At 65.7% G+C, this 17,754-nt stretch carries 17 protein-coding genes; 5 read left to right on the top strand and 12 right to left on the bottom strand.

The window, feature by feature from the left end; genetic code table 11:
* Positions 1 to 2: 2 nt before the first annotated feature.
* The 3 genes from Q0743_RS01395 to ggt form a co-directional block, all read right to left on the bottom strand.
* Entirely contained in the window at positions 3 to 1,019 is a 1,017-nt protein-coding gene (locus Q0743_RS01395) for a xanthine dehydrogenase family protein subunit M (protein WP_298239810.1), read from the bottom strand.
* A 4-nt stretch (positions 1,020 to 1,023) separates the two neighbouring features.
* Positions 1,024 to 1,638: a (2Fe-2S)-binding protein gene (locus Q0743_RS01390; protein ID WP_298239809.1), complete on the bottom strand. Its 615-nt coding sequence runs from the start codon at positions 1,636 to 1,638 to the stop codon at positions 1,024 to 1,026.
* 164 nt (positions 1,639 to 1,802) lie between these two features.
* A complete protein-coding gene (gene ggt / locus Q0743_RS01385; RefSeq protein ID WP_298239808.1) occupies positions 1,803 to 3,389 on the bottom strand; it encodes a gamma-glutamyltransferase in 1,587 nt (528 codons plus the stop codon).
* Between the two features lie 208 nt (positions 3,390 to 3,597).
* On the opposite strand from ggt, the gene Q0743_RS01380 reads away from it, so the two are divergent.
* Complete coding sequence (locus Q0743_RS01380; protein WP_298239807.1) at positions 3,598 to 4,350, top strand: rhodanese-related sulfurtransferase; 753 nt, start codon at positions 3,598 to 3,600, stop codon at positions 4,348 to 4,350.
* Complete coding sequence (locus Q0743_RS01375; protein ID WP_298239806.1) at positions 4,340 to 4,558, top strand: SlyX family protein; 219 nt, start codon at positions 4,340 to 4,342, stop codon at positions 4,556 to 4,558. Before Q0743_RS01380 ends, Q0743_RS01375 begins: the two co-directional genes overlap by 11 nt.
* 6 nt (positions 4,559 to 4,564) lie before the next feature.
* On the opposite strand, the gene Q0743_RS01370 is transcribed toward Q0743_RS01375, so the two are convergent.
* On the bottom strand, positions 4,565 to 6,469 hold the full coding sequence (locus tag Q0743_RS01370) for a diguanylate cyclase (protein ID WP_298239805.1): 1,905 nt from the start codon (positions 6,467 to 6,469) through the stop codon (positions 4,565 to 4,567).
* A gap of 175 nt (positions 6,470 to 6,644) precedes the next feature.
* The gene (locus Q0743_RS01365; RefSeq protein WP_298239804.1) at positions 6,645 to 6,860 is read right to left on the bottom strand and encodes a hypothetical protein; all 216 of its coding nucleotides are present in this window, start codon (positions 6,858 to 6,860) and stop codon (positions 6,645 to 6,647) included.
* A 106-nt stretch (positions 6,861 to 6,966) separates the two neighbouring features.
* Between Q0743_RS01365 and hemE the strand changes: the two genes are divergently transcribed.
* The gene (gene hemE / locus Q0743_RS01360; RefSeq protein ID WP_298239803.1) at positions 6,967 to 8,001 is read left to right on the top strand and encodes a uroporphyrinogen decarboxylase; all 1,035 of its coding nucleotides are present in this window, start codon (positions 6,967 to 6,969) and stop codon (positions 7,999 to 8,001) included.
* Positions 8,002 to 8,049: 48 nt separating this feature from the next.
* Here the strand turns inward: hemE and Q0743_RS01355 are convergent, their stop codons facing one another.
* The 4 genes from Q0743_RS01355 to Q0743_RS01340 all read right to left on the bottom strand — a co-directional run bounded on the left by Q0743_RS01355 (position 8,050) and on the right by Q0743_RS01340 (position 12,110).
* Complete coding sequence (locus Q0743_RS01355) at positions 8,050 to 8,691, bottom strand: response regulator (RefSeq protein ID WP_298239802.1); 642 nt, start codon at positions 8,689 to 8,691, stop codon at positions 8,050 to 8,052.
* Positions 8,692 to 8,832: 141 nt separating this feature from the next.
* The gene (gene hemC / locus Q0743_RS01350; RefSeq protein WP_298239801.1) at positions 8,833 to 9,813 is read right to left on the bottom strand and encodes a hydroxymethylbilane synthase; all 981 of its coding nucleotides are present in this window, start codon (positions 9,811 to 9,813) and stop codon (positions 8,833 to 8,835) included.
* Positions 9,814 to 9,839: 26 nt separating this feature from the next.
* The gene (locus Q0743_RS01345; RefSeq protein ID WP_298239800.1) at positions 9,840 to 11,465 is read right to left on the bottom strand and encodes a choline dehydrogenase; all 1,626 of its coding nucleotides are present in this window, start codon (positions 11,463 to 11,465) and stop codon (positions 9,840 to 9,842) included.
* A gap of 54 nt (positions 11,466 to 11,519) precedes the next feature.
* Complete coding sequence (locus Q0743_RS01340) at positions 11,520 to 12,110, bottom strand: TetR/AcrR family transcriptional regulator (RefSeq protein WP_298239799.1); 591 nt, start codon at positions 12,108 to 12,110, stop codon at positions 11,520 to 11,522.
* 99 nt (positions 12,111 to 12,209) lie between these two features.
* On the opposite strand from Q0743_RS01340, the gene Q0743_RS01335 reads away from it, so the two are divergent.
* Both Q0743_RS01335 and Q0743_RS01330 read left to right on the top strand, forming a co-directional pair.
* Positions 12,210 to 12,575: a nuclear transport factor 2 family protein gene (locus Q0743_RS01335; protein ID WP_298239798.1), complete on the top strand. Its 366-nt coding sequence runs from the start codon at positions 12,210 to 12,212 to the stop codon at positions 12,573 to 12,575.
* 171 nt (positions 12,576 to 12,746) lie between these two features.
* Complete coding sequence (locus tag Q0743_RS01330) at positions 12,747 to 14,708, top strand: EAL domain-containing protein (RefSeq protein WP_298239797.1); 1,962 nt, start codon at positions 12,747 to 12,749, stop codon at positions 14,706 to 14,708.
* Between the two features lie 21 nt (positions 14,709 to 14,729).
* Here the strand turns inward: Q0743_RS01330 and Q0743_RS01325 are convergent, their stop codons facing one another.
* Genes Q0743_RS01325 through Q0743_RS01315 form a run of 3 tightly spaced genes read right to left on the bottom strand, consistent with a single transcriptional unit; the run spans position 14,730 to position 17,527 of the window.
* Positions 14,730 to 15,710, bottom strand: a complete 981-nt coding sequence (locus tag Q0743_RS01325) for a PDR/VanB family oxidoreductase (protein WP_298239796.1) — start codon at positions 15,708 to 15,710, stop codon at positions 14,730 to 14,732.
* Positions 15,711 to 15,721: 11 nt separating this feature from the next.
* A complete protein-coding gene (locus tag Q0743_RS01320; RefSeq protein ID WP_298239795.1) occupies positions 15,722 to 16,474 on the bottom strand; it encodes a GntR family transcriptional regulator in 753 nt (250 codons plus the stop codon).
* 3 nt (positions 16,475 to 16,477) lie between these two features.
* On the bottom strand, positions 16,478 to 17,527 hold the full coding sequence (locus tag Q0743_RS01315; RefSeq protein WP_298239794.1) for an aromatic ring-hydroxylating dioxygenase subunit alpha: 1,050 nt from the start codon (positions 17,525 to 17,527) through the stop codon (positions 16,478 to 16,480).
* Positions 17,528 to 17,754: the final 227 nt, after the last annotated feature.

Genomic DNA, 17,754 nt, shown 5'->3' with positions numbered 1-17,754 from the left:
GATCAGATCTCCATGGTTACGGCCTGCTGAAGCGCGCGTGCCACCACGCGCTTGCCGAGCGCGATCTTGAAGCTGTTGTGCCGGCGCCCGCGCGCCTCTGCAAAGGCGGCATCGGCAACACGCTGCGCAAGGCCGTCATCGAATTTCTGCCCTTTCAACAGCGCCTCCGCTTCTCTCGCCCGCCACGGCACGGTGGCGACGCCGCCGAGGGCGATCCGCGCCTCCCTGACCGTGCCGTCCTGCGCGTCGAGGGCGACCGCAGCCGACGACAGCGCGAACTCATAGGATTGCCGGTCGCGCGCCTTGAGGTACACCGAACGCGGCCAGCGGCCGGAGACCGAGAAGGCCGAGATCAGCTCGCCCGGCTGCAGCGTGGTCTCGATGTCGGGTGTGCTGCCGGGTGCCTTGTGCAACTCGGCGAACGGCATATTGCGGGTCCCGGACCGGCCGGTGATCTCGACCATGGCATCCAGCGCGATCAGCGCCTGGGCGAAATCGCCGGGATAAGTCGCGATGCATTGATCGGACACGCCAAGCACCGCATGCATGCGGTTGACGCCGTCCATGGCGGCGCAGCCGGAGCCGGGATTGCGCTTGTTGCAATTCTCGTAAGTGACGTCGCGGAAATAGCTGCAACGGGTCCGCTGCATCACATTGCCGCCGAGCGTCGCCATATTGCGCAGCTGCGCGCTGGCCGCGAGCTTCAGGGAATTGGCGATCACCGGATAATGACGCTCGATCTCGGCATGAGCAGCCACGTCCGCCATCTTTGCGAGCGCGCCGAGCCGCAGGCCGTCACCCTTGAGCTCGATCGCCGACCAGCCCTGGGCCAGCGGATTGATGTCGACGATCCCTGCGGGTCGCATCACGTCGAGCTTCATCAGATCGATCAGCGTGGTGCCGCCGGCCAGCGGCTGCGCCGTCGCCTTCGTCAGTGGCGTGTTGGCAGCGGCTGCGGCACCGAGTGCCTGCACGGCCGCGGTCGGATCTGTCGCTCTCTGATACGAGAATGGTCGCATGCGCCTAGCCTTTCATGATCTCGGGCGCGGCCTGCTTCACGGCGGCGACGATGTTGGGATAGGCGGCGCAGCGGCAGATATTGCCGCTCATATATTCGCGGATGTCGGCCTCGCTGCCGGCATGGCCCTCTTTCACGCAGGCGATCGCCGACATGATCTGGCCGGGCGTGCAATAGCCGCACTGGAAGGCGTCGTTGTCGATGAAAGCCTGCTGCATCGGATGCAGGTGGTCGTCGGTGGCGAGCCCCTCGATGGTCGTGATCTCCTGCCCCTCGGCGGCGAGCGCAAGCGTCAGGCACGAGACCACCCGACGATCGCCGATCAGCACCGTGCAGGCGCCGCACTGACCGTGGTCGCAGCCTTTCTTGCTGCCCGTGAGCTTGAGATGGTCGCGCAGGGCATCGAGCACCGTGGTGCGCGCATCGATGCTCAGCCGCTTCTCCTTGCCATTGACGTGGAGCGTGACGTCGACGGGAAGCGCGGGATCCTGTGGGGCCGCGGCCCTCGCCTCCGCTGCGGCCGCGCGCGCCGTGAGCGGGACGAGCGCGCTGCCGGCGGCACCTGCCATGAAGGCGCGCCGATCGAATGCTGACTGTTTGGAACCTGACGTGTTCGACATCGACGCCTCCGCCGCTTCTTGCAAAGCAGCGCACGCCTGCGCCGCTCATCGCCCCTTAACCGGAAGCAATGAGCTACGTTCCGAACGAGAAAGGGCGGCGCAGCAAATGCCGCACCGCCCTTCGTCAACTTATTCTGATCTGGCGCCAGGAACCGGCGCGGCGATCAATAACCCAGGGCGCAGCCGTCCTTGCGCGGATCGGAGCCGCCGGTGAGCGTGCCCTTGTCCCAATCGATCCAGATCGCCTGGGCGCCGCCGAGCGGGCCGACCACGCTGGTGGTCTTGTGGCCGAGCTTCTTCAGACCCTCGACGATCGCGGCCGGCACGCTGTCCTCGAGCTGATACTGGCCCTCGTAGTGCAGGCCGCGCGGCATGTCGATCGCCTCCTGCACGTCGCAGCCATAATCGAGAATGTTGGTCAGGAGATGAGTCTGGCCGGTCGGCTGGTACTGGCCGCCCATCACCGCGAACGACATCCTGGAGCGGCCGCCCTTGGTGAGCAGGCCCGGCATGATGGTGTGCAGCGGCCGCTTGCCGCCCTCGATGCAGTTGGGATGACCCGGCTGGATGCGGAAGCCGCCGGCGCGGTTCTGGAACAAGACGCCGGTCTTGTTCGAGACGATCGCCGAGCCGAAGGAATGCGCGACCGAATTGATGAACGAGCAGACGTTGCGGTCCTTGTCCACCACCGTGATGTAGATGGTCGACGGATTCATCGGCGGCGCGACGTTCGGCAGATCGAGCATGCCGTCCATGCGGATCTTGCTGATGTAATCGTCGGCAAAACCCTTCTCCAGCATCTCGGCGACGTTGATCTTCATGTGCGCAGGCGAGGCGACATGCATCTCGCGGTTCATGTAGGCAATGCGCGCGGCTTCCGCCTCGAGATGGAAGCGTTCGACGCTGAGGGGCGCGTACTTGGTCAGGTCGAAGCGCGACAGGATATTGAGCATCAGAAGCGCGGTGACACCCGGGCCGTTCGGCGGGCACTGCCAGACGTCGTAGCCCTTGTACATGGTGCCGATCGGCGTCGTGGTCTCGGTGGTGTGCGCGGCGAAATCGTCGAGCGTATGCAGGCCGCCGATCCCGCGCAGGGTTTCGACCATGTCTTCGGCGACCGCGCCCTTGTAGAAGGCGTCGCGGCCGTCCTTGGCGATCGCGCGCAGGGTCTTGCCGAGCTCGGCCTGGCGGATGACGTCGCCGGCCACCGGCGGCTTGCCGCCCGGCAACAGGTAGCGCACGGTGTTGGTGCCGGCCTTCAGCTTCTCGAACTGGTTCTTCCAGTCGAAGGCGATGCGGGGCGCGACGACATAGCCTTCCTCGGCCGCCTTGATCGCGGGCTGCAGCAGCCGGTCGAAGCCGAACTTGCCGTGGTCGCGCAGCACGGTCGCGAAGCAGTCGATCACGCCGGGGATCGAGACCGCATGCGCCGAGGTCAACGGCACCGAATTGATCTTGCGCTCGAGATACCAGTCGGCGTTGGCCGCCTTCGGCGCGCGGCCGGAGCCGTTATAGGCGATGATCTTGCCCTCACCGCGCGGCTGGATCAGCGCGAAACAGTCGCCGCCGATGCCGGTCGATTGCGGCTCGATCACGCCGAGAATGGCCGAGCCGGCCACCGCCGCATCCACCGCCGTCCCGCCCTCGCGCAGCACCTCGATCGCGGCCAGCGAGGCCTGCGGATGCGAGGTCGCAACCATCGCGTTGGTGGCGTGGACCGTGGACCTGCCGGGGAAGTGGAAGTTTCTCATCGAATTCTTGCTCTCGTTAGGCCACTCGGGCCGCTGGCGCCGGTGCGCGCACCGTCTCGGAAAAACCGGGCCTACATGACACATTCCGGCCCGTCCGGGCAATGCTGGCATGCCAAGGAAATGGCTGCCATCCGCCGGGCGTATAGACCTTTTGCCAGTCCCGGCCATGCGGGTTTTCTGGACGGCGCCTGCCTGCTAAACGAGCCGCATGATCTACAAGGTTGCCGCCTTCTACCAATTCGCCGCCCTGCCCGATTACCGCGAGCTGCGGGAGCCGCTGCGCGCGTTCTGCGCCAGCCTCGGGCTGAAGGGCAGCGTGCTGCTGGCGCAGGAAGGCATCAACGGCACGCTCGCCGGCCCGCCGGAGGCGATCGACGCCCTCGCCCGCGAGCTGGCGCACGGCGACCTGTTCGGCGGCAGGCTGGACAATCTGGAATTGAAATTCTCGACCGCCGAGGCGATGCCGTTCGGGCGGCTCAAGGTGCGGCTGAAGAAGGAGATCGTCACGCTCGGCGATGCGGCTGCCGATCCGACCCGCCAGGTCGGCACCTATGTCGATGCGAGCGAATGGAACGCGCTGATCTCGGCACCCGATACGCTGCTGCTCGACACCCGCAATGCCTTCGAGGTGGCGATGGGAACGTTCGAAGGCGCCGTCGACCCTGAAATCAGGAGCTTCGGCCAGTTCAAGGATTTTGCCGCCGAGCGGCTCGATCCGGCCAGGCACCGCAGGATCGCGATGTTCTGCACCGGCGGCATCCGCTGCGAGAAGGCGAGCGCGCATCTGCTCGCGCGCGGCTTTACCGAGGTCTATCACCTCAAGGGCGGCATCCTCAGATATCTGGAAGAGGTGCCGGAGGCACAGAGCCGCTGGCGCGGCGAATGCTTCGTGTTCGACGAACGCGTCGCGCTGGGCCACGGTTTGCGCGAACAGAACAAGGACGCTGCGCGTGACGAATGAGATCAAGACGCTGAGCGAGCGCATCGATACGCTGGAGACGCGCCTCGCCTATCAGGACGACACGATCGAGACGCTGAACCAGACCATCACCGCGCAGTGGAAGCAGATCGACGTGCTGACGCGGAAGATCTCGGAGCTCGGCGAGCGGCTCCAGGAGGCCGAGGCGAATGCGCCGGGGCCCGCCAACGAGCCTCCGCCGCATTATTGAGCCGCCCTACTGGCCGGATGCCTTGGGCATCAAACTCATGAGCTCGCCGGACATCATCAGTCGGTTGCGGCCGGCGTCCTTGGCGGCGTAGAGCGCCCGGTCGGCAGCTTCAACCAGCGAGGCCACGCCCGCCGTGCGCTCCAGCGCCGGCCGGCAGGTCGCACCGCCAACCGAGACGGTGACGCATCCAGACGCCAGATTGCTGCTATGAGCGAGGCCGGCCTCGTGAATGGCCGTGCGGATCCGTTCACCGACCAGAGCGCAGCCGGCGGCATCGGTGTTCGGCAGCAGCATGGCGAATTCCTCGCCGCCATAACGCGCCGCCAGATCGCCGGCGCGCTGCGTCTCCGCCGCGATGATCTTGGCCACCAGGCGCAGACAGGCATCGCCCGCGGGATGACCATATTCGTCGTTGTAGGCCTTGAAGTGATCGACATCGATCATCAGCAAAGCGAGGCTGGAGCGGTCGCGATAGGCGCGCGCCCATTCTTCCTTCAAGCGCTCGTCGAAGCGGCGGCGATTGGCAAGGCCGGTGAGGCTGTCCTCGATCGCCAGCGTCTCGAGCCTAGTTTCCAGCTTCTTGTGCTCGGTGATGTCGCGGGAGATCGCGACCACGCCGTCGACCCGGCCATTGTCCTTGCGCGTCACGCGCATCGTCGATTCCAGCCAGACCTCGCCGTTCTTCCGGTGCGAGTTGCGGTAGATGAGGCGCGCCTCCTCCCGCTCGCCACGCTTCATGGCGTCGACGATGCCCTGGACCTCCGGCAGATCCTCCGGATTGATGCCCGCCAGCGCCGGTGTGCCGATCAACTGATTGGCGCGCCAGCCGACGACGCGTATGGACGAGGGGGAGACATAGCGCAGCCGCTCGTCGAGCCCGATGCGCGTCACCATGTCGCTGGAGCCTTCGGCGAGCAGGCGGAAATGCGCCTCCTTCTCGACCAGGGCGGCGGCCATGCGCTGACCGCGCTGCAACTGCCGCACCAGCACGGCGCCGATGATGGCAATCAGCATCACCAGCGCGACGACGTAGAGCATGCGGGAGATGGCCGCGGCGCGCCAGGGTGCGAGCAGCTCCTCCTTGTCGAGCGTGGCCAGCATGACCAGCGGATAGCGGCTGCTGCGCTTGTAGAAGCTGAGCCGCTCGGCACCGTCCAGCGGCGACTTGAAATGATAGACGCCGCTCGGCCGCTGCAGGCTGGCGTCGCGGAACAGCGGAGTATCGGCGACGCTGTGGCCGACGAACTTTTCGTTGCTGGGATTGCGCGCGATGATCAATCCGTCGCCGTGCACCAGCGCCGCCGAGCTGTTGCGGCCGATCTCGAACTGCTCGTAGAAGCGCGCAAGATATCGGGAGCTGATGGTCGCGAGGACCACGCCGCCGAAGCTGCCGTCAGGCTTGTTGAAGCGGCGCGACAAGGTGACCACCCATTCGCCTTCGAGCAGGCTCTTCACGGGGCGGCCGACAAAGGGCTCCCGTTTCGGCGAGAGCTGATGATAACGGAAGAAGGCATCGTCGCTCAGGGTCGACGCGGTCGTCCCGGGCGCGGTCAGCCAGTTGCCGTGCTCGTCGATGATGGCAAAGTTGTGGATCCGCGGCACGGCCTTCTTGCGCGCCTCCAGGACGTTGCCGAGCTTGGTGATCGTTTCAGGACCGGTGCCGTCCATCTCGATCCGGCTGACGGTGCCGACGACGCCGGAATCCAGTAGATCGAGGCTGTCTTCGGCATGCTGGGTCAGCGAACGGGTGACGTTCGCCATCTCCATCTCGGCACCCCTGAGCACAGCATCGCGCGCGGCCCATTCGCGCCAGCCGCTGACGCCGAGGATGGTCGCGCAGGTCAGCGCGACGAAAGCTGCCGCTCGCAGCGGCAGATAGCTCCATCCGGCTCGTTGGGTCGCAAGGCTCATGCGGCAGAATTCTCCGATGGTTCGGAAACTCTGCCGCTTCTATTAGTGAACTCTGAAATCCCTACTGGAATACGCGGCGATCTGCCCTGGTTCCAGTAGTCCTACGGATGCCGCAATCAGCGCATTGCTAACAGGATATTAGCGAGCCTATCGGAATCCGGCCTCCTCCCGCCGGCTAGCTGAAAATCGCCTTGACCTTGTCCCAGAGCGAGGGACTGTCGGCATCGGCATCGGCCTTCGAGGGCGTCGGCTGGGCGGCACTCACGGGATCGGATGCCGGGAACGTGTCCTTCAGCCCGGCATCGAGCTTGGATTGCCGGTCGGCAGCGAGCGCTTCGCGCAGATCGTCGGCGTGCTTGTCATGCGGCGCGGGATTGAATGTCTCAGCCATGATCTCCTCCATCGGCTGGTCAACGCGGCCCGATTGCGCTGGTTCCCCTGTTCCGCTGCGGGCCGAGGCGGTGTATCAGGGGCCATAACCCTGTTCAGGACCATTCGTGCCCCAATCTGCAAAGAAGCCCTTCATCGACGTGCTCTCCGGCCAGCGCCAGAGCACCCCGCCCATGTGGATGATGCGGCAGGCCGGCCGCTATCTGCCGGAATATCGCGAGGTGCGCGCCAAGGCCGGCGGCTTCCTCGACCTCTGCTTCAACCCGGAGCTTGCGGCCGAGGTGACACTGCAGCCGATCCGCAGGTTCGGCTTCGATGCGGCGATCATCTTCTCGGACATCCTGGTGATCCCCTATGCGCTCGGACGTGAGGTGCGGTTCGAGGTCGGCGAGGGCCCGCGACTTGATCCGCTGGATGATCCCGCCAAGGTCGCGACGCTGATGCGGCGCGCCGATTTCGGCAAGCTCGAGCCGGTGTTCGAGGCGCTGCGTATCGTACGTAGCGCGCTGGACCCGAAGGTCGCGCTGATCGGCTTCTGCGGCGCGCCGTGGACGGTCGCGACCTACATGGTCGCCGGCCAGGGCACGCCCGACCAGGCGCCGGCCCGGATGATGGCCTACCGGCATCCGGAGGCGTTCGCTGAGATCGTCGATGTGCTGGTCGAGAACTCCATTCAATATCTGCTGGCGCAGCTCGATGCCGGCGCCAACGCCTTGCAGATCTTCGATACCTGGGCCGGCGTGCTGCCACCGGCCGAATTCGCGCGCTGGTCGGTCGAGCCGACGCGGCGCATCGTGGAGGGCGTGCGGGCCAAGGTGCCGGATGCCAAGATCATCGGCTTCCCCCGCGGCGCAGGCGCCCTGCTGCCCGGCTACGTCGAGGCGACCGGGGTCAACGCGGTCAGCATCGACTGGACCGCAGAGCCCGCCTTCATCCGCGAGCGCGTGCAGAGCAAGGTCGCCGTGCAGGGCAATCTCGATCCGCTGGTGCTGATCACGGGCGGCGCCGCGCTCGACCGCGCGGTCGACAACGTGCTGGCCAATTTTGCGCAAGGGCGCTTCGTCTTCAACCTCGGCCACGGCATCCAGCCGGAGACGCCGATCGCCCATGTCGAACAGATGATCAAGCGCGTGAGAGGGTAGTTCGTCTCGCCCTAACGGAGCGGACAAGAGCGTCGACCGCCTGTATCGTCAGTGAACGGTGCGGCGCCCGGCGGCGGCGGGCTCGCCCTTCAGGTCATGTGCCTCGTCGAAGACCATGATCGAAAGCTGCGCGATCGACTTGACGCCGGCCTTTCGCATGATGCTGGCGCGGTGATCCTCGATCGTTCGCGGACTGATACCGAGCTTCCGCGCAATCACCTTGCTCGACGATCCCGCGATCAGATGATCCAAAACCTCGCATTCGCGCCGTGTGAGCCCGCGCGATTCCTTGAAATGGTCCGCTGGATTCGCTGAATGCGCAGGCACGCCCACGCCGGCCGACTCGATCCGCGCAACCAGATCTGCAGGACTGAATGGCTTCTCGACGAAATCCGCCGCTCCGGCCCGAAGCGCGTGGACGGCGGTCGGGATATCGCCCTGTCCCGACACCATGAGGATAGGTGCCGGATAGGCTTGATCGGTCAGCTGTCCAAGAACGTCCAGCCCCGATATTCCCGGCAGGCACAGGTCGAGAAGGATACAGGCTGGAGAGGCATCGCGGGCCTTCGCGATCAGGGCTTCGCCATCGGCAAAGAAGACCGGCTGATAGCCCGCCTTCTCCAGCACGATCCTCATCATCGCGCGGGTTGTCAGATCGTCTTCGAGAATGAATATCTCGTTCGCAGTCATCGTCGTCGCCTCTTTCGCTCAACCGCGACTGCTATGCGCTGGGCAAGGCCGCAGGAAAAGCGAAAGTCACCGAGACGGTTCTCGACAAGATAACGACAAGTTTGTGTAAAATTGCAGCAGATTAGGCCGGAATTAACGGGTTCAGCGCGGCCGGCTGCGTTCGATGATCTCGGCGGCGCCCTTCATCAGCAGATCCAGCCCCACCGCACGGCCGAGCTCGCGTGGGCGATCGGCGGGACCTTCGCGCGAGGATTCGATGATGGTGTTGCCGGAGAGATCAAGCACGGACGCGGTGAGTGACATCCGGTCGCCCGCGATGGTCGAGAAGCCCGCGACCGGCGAATTGCAGTGACCGTTCAGCACCCACAGCACCTCGCGCTCGGCATCGGCAGAGGCGTGCGCGGCAGCATCGTCGATCGATGACAGGATCTGCCGCGTCTGCCAGTCTTGCGCGGCGCATTCGACCGCGACGATGCCCTGTCCCGCCGCCGGCAGCATCTCGACTGCCGTGAACTCATAGGCGATGCGGCTGGCGAGGCCGACGCGGTCGAGACCGGAACGTGCCATGATCAGCGCGTCCGCCGGGCCTACCGCGCCGCCATCCGGCAGCTTCTGCTTCTCGCCATTGTCGAGCTTTCGCACGCGGGTGTCGGCGGCGCCGCGGAAGTGGATCACCTCGACATCCGGAAACAGCCGCCGCGCATAGGCGGCCCGGCGGACCGCGTTGGTGCCGATCTTAAAACCCTTGCCGCGCGATTGGCGCAGCGCCTCCAGGGTCATACCATCGCGCAGCACCAGCGCGTCATTGGGCGGATCGCGCGACAGCGTGGCGCCGATGACGAGGCCAGGCGTGTCCTCGTTGCCGGGCATGTCCTTCAGCGAATGCATCGCCGCCTGCAGATCGCCCGACAGCACGGCGGCCCGGATCTGCGCCACGAAGGCGCCGCCCTTGCCGCCATGGGGCAGCAGCTTGCTGGTCTGGTCGGTATCGCCCGTTGTGTCGAACTTGACGATCTCGACGTCGAGACCGGGCACGGCGGCGGTCAGGCGGCGCGCGATCTCTTCCGTCTGTGCCAGCGCCATCGCGCTCTTGCGTGTGCCGATCCTCAATCGCGTAGCCAAGTCCTGGTCCTCTCAACAAGCGCGGGTTATCCCGCATCCTCCAATATCATGTCGGAGGCCTTTTCGGCGATCATGATGATCGGCGCGTTGGTGTTCCCCGACACGAGATCCGGCATGACCGAGCCGTCGACGACGCGAAGCCCTTCGAGGCCCCGCACTTTCAACCGCTGATCGACCACCGCGAGCGCGTCGTTGCCCATACGACAGGTCGAGGTCGGATGGTAGATGGTGCTGCCGCGGTCGCGGCAATAATCCAGTATCTCGGCGTCCGTGGATACCTTCGTCCCGGGGTCATACTCGCTGACCACAAACGGCTTCATGGCCGGCGCGTTCAGGATCTTGCGCAGGATCTTGATGCCCTCGACGTTGGTGGAGCGGTCGGTCTCGGTCGACATGTAGTTGATGCGGATTTCCGGCGGCACGGTCGGGTCCGCACTCCGGATGCGCAAGGAACCGCGGCTCTCGGGACGGAGCTGGCACACCGACGCCGTAAAGCCGGAGAAGTCGTGCAGCCTCTCGCCCATCTTGTCGGTCGAGAACGGCAGGAAATGCACCTGGATGTCGGGCGAGGCGAGCCGCGGGCTGGTCTTGAAGAACGCGCCCGCGGTGCCGGCCGCGATCGTCAGCCAGCCCTTTCGGAACAGCGCATAGCGCGCGCCGGCGAGGGTGCGGCGGAGCGGATGATTGACGGTGTCGTTGAGCGTGATCTTCTGCGAGCAGCGCATCACGATGCGGACCTGCATGTGGTCCTGGAGATCGTGACCGACGCCCGGCGCGTCAAGCACGACGTCGATGCCGTGCTTGCGCAGGAGGTCGCCGGGCCCGACGCCGGAGAGCTGAAGCAGCTGCGGCGAGTTGTAGGCGCCGCTCGACAGCACGATCTCCCGCCGCGCCCGCGCACGGCGCACGGTTGCGCCTTGCCTGTATTCGACGCCGACGGCGCGACGTCCCTCGAACAGCACACGCTGACCGAGCGCTTCAGTCTCGACCTTGAGATTGCCGCGTGTCCTTGCCGGGCCGAGATAGGAAACGGACGTCGAGGCGCGTCGGCCGTTGCGCGTCGTGGTCTGGAACAGGCCGACGCCTTCCTGGGTAGCACCGTTGAAATCAGGATTGTAGGGCAGACCGGTCTCGACCGCGGCGTCGATGAAGGCCTTCGACAGCGGATCGGTTACGATCATGTTGGAGACCGGCAGCGGACCGCCGCTGCCATGATATTGATCGGCACCGCGCGACTGGTTCTCGGCCTTCTTGAAATAGGGCAGCACGTCGTCGTAGCCCCAGCCGGTATTGCCGAGCTGGCGCCAGCGATCGTAATCCTCGTGCTGACCGCGGACGTAGAGCAGGCCGTTGATCGAGCTCGATCCGCCCAGCGTCTTGCCGCGCGGCTGGAACACCTGGCGGCCCTTAAGCTCGGGCTCCGGCTCGGTCTGGTACATCCAGTTGACGCTCTTCTCCTTGAACAGCTTTCCGTAGCCGAGCGGGACGTGGATCCAGATGTTGGAATCCTTCGGGCCGGCCTCGAGCAGCAGCACGCTGTGCTTGCCGTTCGCGGACAGGCGGTTGGCGAGCACGCAGCCGGCGGAGCCGGCACCGACGATGATGTAGTCGAACTCTGGATCGTTGGATGTGAGCGAGGTGTTTGCGGTCATGTCCTGACTGTCTTCTTGCTGCCGTAGGCGTTTCCCGTTCCGTCACCTAGCAGATCATGCAGCGACACGCAGCGCCTCGACCAGCGACTTGAACGCACGGGCATATTCCGCGCCCGCCCTTGCGATATCGGCATGGCCGGCGCAGGCGACCGCGGCCTCGGTCACCGCGCCCAGCAGCAATCGCGCCAGCGGCTCGACCGGCTGCCGCGCGATGAGGCCGGCGTCCATCGCCGCGGAAAGCGCCCGCGGCAGCTTGCCGCCAAAGTGCTTGGCGTCGATCTCGCGCCAGTGCTCCCAGCCGAGGACGGCCGGGCCGTCGCGCAGGATGATCTGGCCGGTCGACCCCTTCGCGGTCGCGGCAAAGTAATGCTGGGTGCCGGCGACCATCGCGGCAAGCACGTCCTTCTCGGCGCGCGCGGCACCGTCGATCTCGACGACGAGGTCGCGCGAGACCTGGTCGAACACGGCCTCGAACACCGCCTCCTTGGTCCTGAAGTGATGATAGACCGCGCCTTTGGCGACGGAGGCTGCCTCCGCGATCTCGTCCATGGTGGTGGCGGCAAAGCCTTGCGTCCCGAACAGGCGGCGTGCCGCCAGCAGGATTGCCTCCGATGTCGCCGCCCGCCGCTCCGCCTGTTTTGCCATGGCTCCCGTCTAATCCAACCGCGCGGAGGCCGCCAGTTGACTTTTCGACTACCGGTCGGTATTTACCGACCACCAGTCGGTTTTGTCACGAGGTGTACCATGCCGAGCCGTGAGATTGTCGAAGCTTTTGCCAAGCGCCTGGAAGATGGGGATTTCGTCGGCGCGATCGAGCAATTCTATCTGCCCGACGCAGCAACCTATGAGAACAACGCGCCGCCGACCGTCGGACGCGAGCAGCTGGTCGCCAAGGAGCGCGGCGTGCTGGCGGCGACCAAGGAGGTCAGGGCCGTGCGCATCGGTCCGAGCCTGATCGAGGGCGACCATGTCGCGACACGCTGGACCTTCAGCTTCACCAATGCGGAAGGGATCACCCGGACGCTGGACGAAATCGCGTGGCAGACGTGGCGTGGCGACAAGCTGGTCGAGGAGCGGTTCTATTACGATCCGAAGCAGATGGGGCGGTGAGCGAGTCCCACGATACGCATTTGTATCGATTTGTTATCGATACCTTCCATTGAACACGCAGAAGTGGTCGGCGCATCCCCTGCGGCGAAGGATAATTCATAGTTCGTCAAAGGTTTGCAGCGAATTCTCGGCTCCGCGCCGGACAACCGGCCCAAGCTGCTAGGCTCTGGAATGCGGACTCAAACGACCAGCTATTTCGCGCGGCTGTTCGCCGGCGATCTGTCGGCCTTTGGCGGTCCTGCAACCGACGAGGCCGTGGCCGGCCATATCCGCGCCGAACAGATGTCCCTGGTGCTCGGCTATTCGGTCGGCATCATGCTGGCCAACGCCTGCAACGCCATCGTGCTCGCCATCGCCTTGTGGCAATCGCCGGACAGGATCTCCGCCGCGATCTGGGCCACCGCCGTGGCCGGCGCGGCGATCGCGTTCGGCCTGCAATCCCGCGCGGCACGCCGCATCACCAAGCCGCAATTCGTCTCGCGCCGCGCCATGCACCGCCTGGTGCGCAATGCCTTCGTGCTCGGCTCCGCCTGGGGCATCGTCCCGGTTGCCTTCTTCAACGACGCCTCCACCGGCGGCCAGCTCGTCATCACCTGCCTGTGCTCCGGAATGCTGGCCGGCGGTGCGCTGGCCTTCGGCACCATTCCGATCGCGGCCATCGCATTCACGGCCCCGATCTTCGTCGGCATCGCCATCTGCCTCGGCAGGAACGGCGATCTGGCCTTTCTGCTGATCGCCTTCCTCGTCGTGGTCTACGGAAGCGTGCTGCTGCGCGGCGTGTTCGTCAATGCATTGTCGTTCGCGCGGCGCGTGACGCGGCAGATCGAGGCCGAGCGCACGGTGCGGCAGGATCCGCTGACCCACTTGCCCAACCGCTTCGCCTTCAACGAGACGCTCGATGCCGCCTTGAGGCGACTGACCTTGTCCGGCGAAGAATTCGCGGTGCTGCTGCTCGACCTCGATCGCTTCAAGGAGGTCAACGACAAATTCGGCCATCCCGCCGGCGACGAATTCCTGGTCCAGGCCGCAAGCCGCCTGCAGCGCTGCACGCGTGCGGCGGAGCATGTCGCTCGCATCGGCGGCGACGAATTCGCGCTGGTGATGGCCAATCTGGCGCGGCCCGAGGATGCGCTCGAAATCGCTGAACGCTTCGTCGCCGCCTTCGACGAGCCGTTCCGGATCGAGGGCCGCCAGATCGTCGGCGCGACCAGCGTCGGCATCGTGCTGGCGCCGCGCGACGGCAATACGCAGCTCGACGTGATGAAGAATGCCGACGCCGCGCTCTATCGCGCCAAGAAGGCGGGGCCGGGCACGGTCTGCTTCTTCGAGGAAGCCGACGACCGTTCATCCCGCGACCGCAAGGCGCTGCAGGCGGACCTTCAGGGCGCCATCGCACGCAACGAGCTGTTCCTCGTGTTTCAGCCGTTCCTCGATCTCGACGAAGGCCGCATCACCGGATTCGAGGCGCTGCTACGCTGGCAACATCCCGAGCGCGGACTGGTGCCGCCGAGCGAATTCATCCCGATCGCGGAGGAGACCGGGCTGATCCACGAGATCGGCGAATGGGTCATCCGTCGCGCCTGCGCGACGGTGGCCGAATGGCCCGACGAGATCAGGGTCGCCGTGAATTTCTCCGCGGCGCAGTTTCACAACGCCGGCATCCTGCAGATCATCGTGCAGGCGCTCAGCGAGGCGAAGATCGCACCCCATCGGCTCGAGATCGAGATCACGGAATCGATGCTGCTGTCGAAATACGGCTCGGCCGAGTCGGTCCTGAACGCGCTGCTGCAGCTCGGCGTCACCGTGGCGCTGGACGATTTCGGGACGGGCTTTTCCTCCCTCACCTATCTGCGCAAGCTGCCGTTCAGCCGGATCAAGGTCGACCAGTCCTTCATCCGCGACATGCTGGTGCAGCCGGATTGCGCCGCCATCGTGAAATCGGTGGTTGGCCTCGCGCGGGATCTCGACATCAGCGTGGTCGCCGAAGGCGTCGAGACCGCCGATCAGCTCGAATATCTCAGGCAAATCAATTGCGGCGAGGTGCAGGGTTACCTGATCAGCCGACCGGTGTCGGCGGATCGCGTTCTGGCGCTGCTGGAGACGAAGAAGCTTCGGGCCATTTACGCGGCGTAGGGTACCAAGGTCCCCGCGGCGTCAAACCGCATCCGCGCGCAGCAGGGTGTCCACGGTGATGGTGCCGCGTGCGCGGGAGACGCAGGCGCAGATCTTCTGGTTGCTCTCTTTCTGATGATCGCTGAAGAACACGTCGCGATGGTCGATCTCGCCGTCGACATCGACGACGTCGATGGCGCAGAGGCCGCATTCGCCGCGCTTGCAGTCGGATATCACCTCAAAGCCGCTGGCATTGAGCACGTCGAGCATCGAGCGCTCGCGCGGGATTTCGAGCTCGACATCCGAACCCTTCAGGCGCACGCGGAACGTTTCGGTCGGCAGCGTGCCGCTGGAGCCGAAGGTCTCGTAGCGGAGATCGGGCAGTGGATGGCCGGCGCCGACCCAGGCATGGCGCGCGGCATCGAGCATGCGCATCGGGCCGCAGAACAGGGCGAGCGCGCCTTGCGGCACCGACGCGAACAGCGCACCGAGATCGAGCCGTTGGCCTTCGTCGCCGGCATGAACGACCAGGCGATCGCCGAGCAGCGCGGCGAGATCGTCGAGATAGGCGGCTTCAGCCCGCGAGCGCACTGCGTAATGCAGCGTGACGCTTGCTCCGCGGCGCGCCAGCGCCTGCGCAGCGCCGAGGATCGGCGTGATGCCGATGCCGCCTGCGATCAGGCAATAGCTTTCGCGGGACCAGTCCACCGCGAGCAGCGAGGCCGGCTGGGTGATGTCGAGCCGCGCGCCCGGCGCGAGCTGCCACATGTAGCGCGAGCCGCCGCGGGAGTCCTCGGCGCGGCGCACCGCGATCCGCAAACCGTCCGATGAGGCTTCGCCGACCAGCGAATAGGACCGCGTCTCGGGCAGGCCGTCGATGGTCACGCTGACATTGATGTGGCTGCCGACCGGATACGCAGCGGCATCGAACTGATCGGGCCGGATCAGGAATTCGCGAATGCCGGGCGCGAGGTCGCGCATCGAGACGAGCGTCGCCGGGATCCAGGTTTCGATGAAGCGCATGGCGGCTGCCCTCAATCGGTTGTGGTCTTGATCAGCGCGAGCGCCGGCAACAGGTCGAGATGGGTGCGGTTGCGCAGCGCCAGCCGCAGATTGCGCACGGCGAGCCGGGCATGCTCGCGCATGACGGCTTCGGCGCGCGCGCCTTCGCGGTTCTCGATGGCGTCGATCACGACGCGGTGGTGCTCCTGTCCGATGATCAGGATCTGCTGCGCTTCCGGCAATGCCGATTGCGCCATCACGAAGCCGCTTGGGGACGCGAACGGCAGCGCCGAGGCGCGGTCGATCTGCCGGATCAGCGGCGGGCTGCGCGACAATTCGGTGAGCAAAGCGTGGAAGCGCGCGTTGAGCGCGACATAGGACGAGAAGGCTTCGATCGAGATCGGCACCTGGCGCAGCAATTCGTCGATTGCAGCCAGGCACTCCTTCAAGGGCTCGAGCTCGCGCGCGGAGACGCCGCGCTCGGCGGCAAAGCGAGCGGCAAGGCCTTCGAGCGTGCCGCGCAGCTCGATGGAATCGGAGATGTCGCGCTCCGAAAACGCCTTCACCATGAAGCCGCCGGAGGGAATCGCCTCCAACAGGCCCTCCTCCTCCAGCCGCACCAGCGCCATGCGCACCGGGGTGCGCGAGGCGCCGGTGGTCTCCACCGCCTGCAGCTCGGAGATGCGCTCGCCCGGACGCAAGCTGCCCGACAGGATCTGGTCCCGCAGCGCGAGCTGCGCTTTCACGGTCTGCGAGACGGAACGGTCGACCTCACGCTCGGCCACGATCTACTCCGCGGCCTGCAGGCGCTGCGGCCCGTTTTCCTTCGCCACCATCCTGTCGATCAGCTTGCGCGTCCACATCGCGCCGGCGTCGATGTTGAGGTTGTAGAAGATGCGGTCCGGGTTCTCGTCCATGGCGCGCTGCTGCGCCTCGAGGATCAGTTCGTCCTCGTGGAAGATGCCGGAGACGCCCTCGCGGATCTCGCTGGTGATGCGCTGCTCGCCGAGCTGGTAATTGCGCACGAAGGCCCAGAAATAGTGGCAGGTCTTCTCGGTCTCGGGCGTGATGGTGTTGAGCACGAAGCCGTTGACACCCTGCGAGCGGTCGCCCTCCGGCGCGCCGGTGCCTGCCGGCGCCACGCCGACGTCGATCGCGATGGTGCACGGTGCTTCGAAACGGATGATCTGCCAGCGGTCGACGAGGCCGGGCTTGCCGAGCTGCTTGGCCCAGAACGGCGGCGGCTCGATGTTCCGCATCCAGCGCGTCACCGTCACCGTCTTCTCGCCATGGGTGACGTCGAACGGCGCTTCGGTGACCGCATCGTTGCCGATGGACGAGCCGTGCACGAAGGTCTCGTGGGTGAGGTCCATGAGATTGTCGAGCACGAGGCGGTAGTCGCATTTGACATGAATGGTCTTGCCGTCGCCGGCCCAGGCCGGATCGTGATTCCAGTGCATGTCGGGGACGAGCGCGGGATCGGCCAGCGCGGGATCGCCCATCCAGAGCCAGATGTAGCGGTGGCGCTCGACCACGGGATAGGAGCGCACGCAGGCCGAGGGATTGATGGTCTCCTGCGAGGGCATGAAGGTGCAGCGGCCCTGCGCGTTGAACTTCAGGCCGTGATAGCCGCAGACGACGGTGTCGCCCTCCAGCCGCCCCTTGGACAGCGGCACCAGGCGATGCCAGCAGGCGTCCTCGAGCGCGGCGACCGAGCCGTCAGCCTTCCGGTACATCACGACGTGCTTGCCGCAGATCGTCCGCGGCAGCAGCGCCGGCTTCACGTCGGCGTCCCAGGCGGCGGCGTACCAGGCGTTCATCGGGAACGGTTTTGTCATCGGTCTCACTCCCACGGCTTATGTATGCGTTATGTATACAATAACGAAGGAATGGAATCGTTCAAGGCCGATTTTAGCTTACTATAATACCATAATCAGATACGGTGTATACATAATTCCGGTCGATGCGGGGCCCGGCGACCGGGTCGGGACCTCCTTACCCTCCCCTGGACGGGGAGGGTCGCTTCGCATGGAGCGAAGCGGAATGCGGAGCGGGGTGGGGTGAC

The sequence above is a fragment of the uncultured Bradyrhizobium sp. genome, assembly GCF_936943645.1.
Lineage (GTDB): Bacteria > Pseudomonadota > Alphaproteobacteria > Rhizobiales > Xanthobacteraceae > Bradyrhizobium.
Note: the sequence above shows the minus strand (reverse complement) of the source record. Positions and strands in the feature narration are given on the sequence as shown.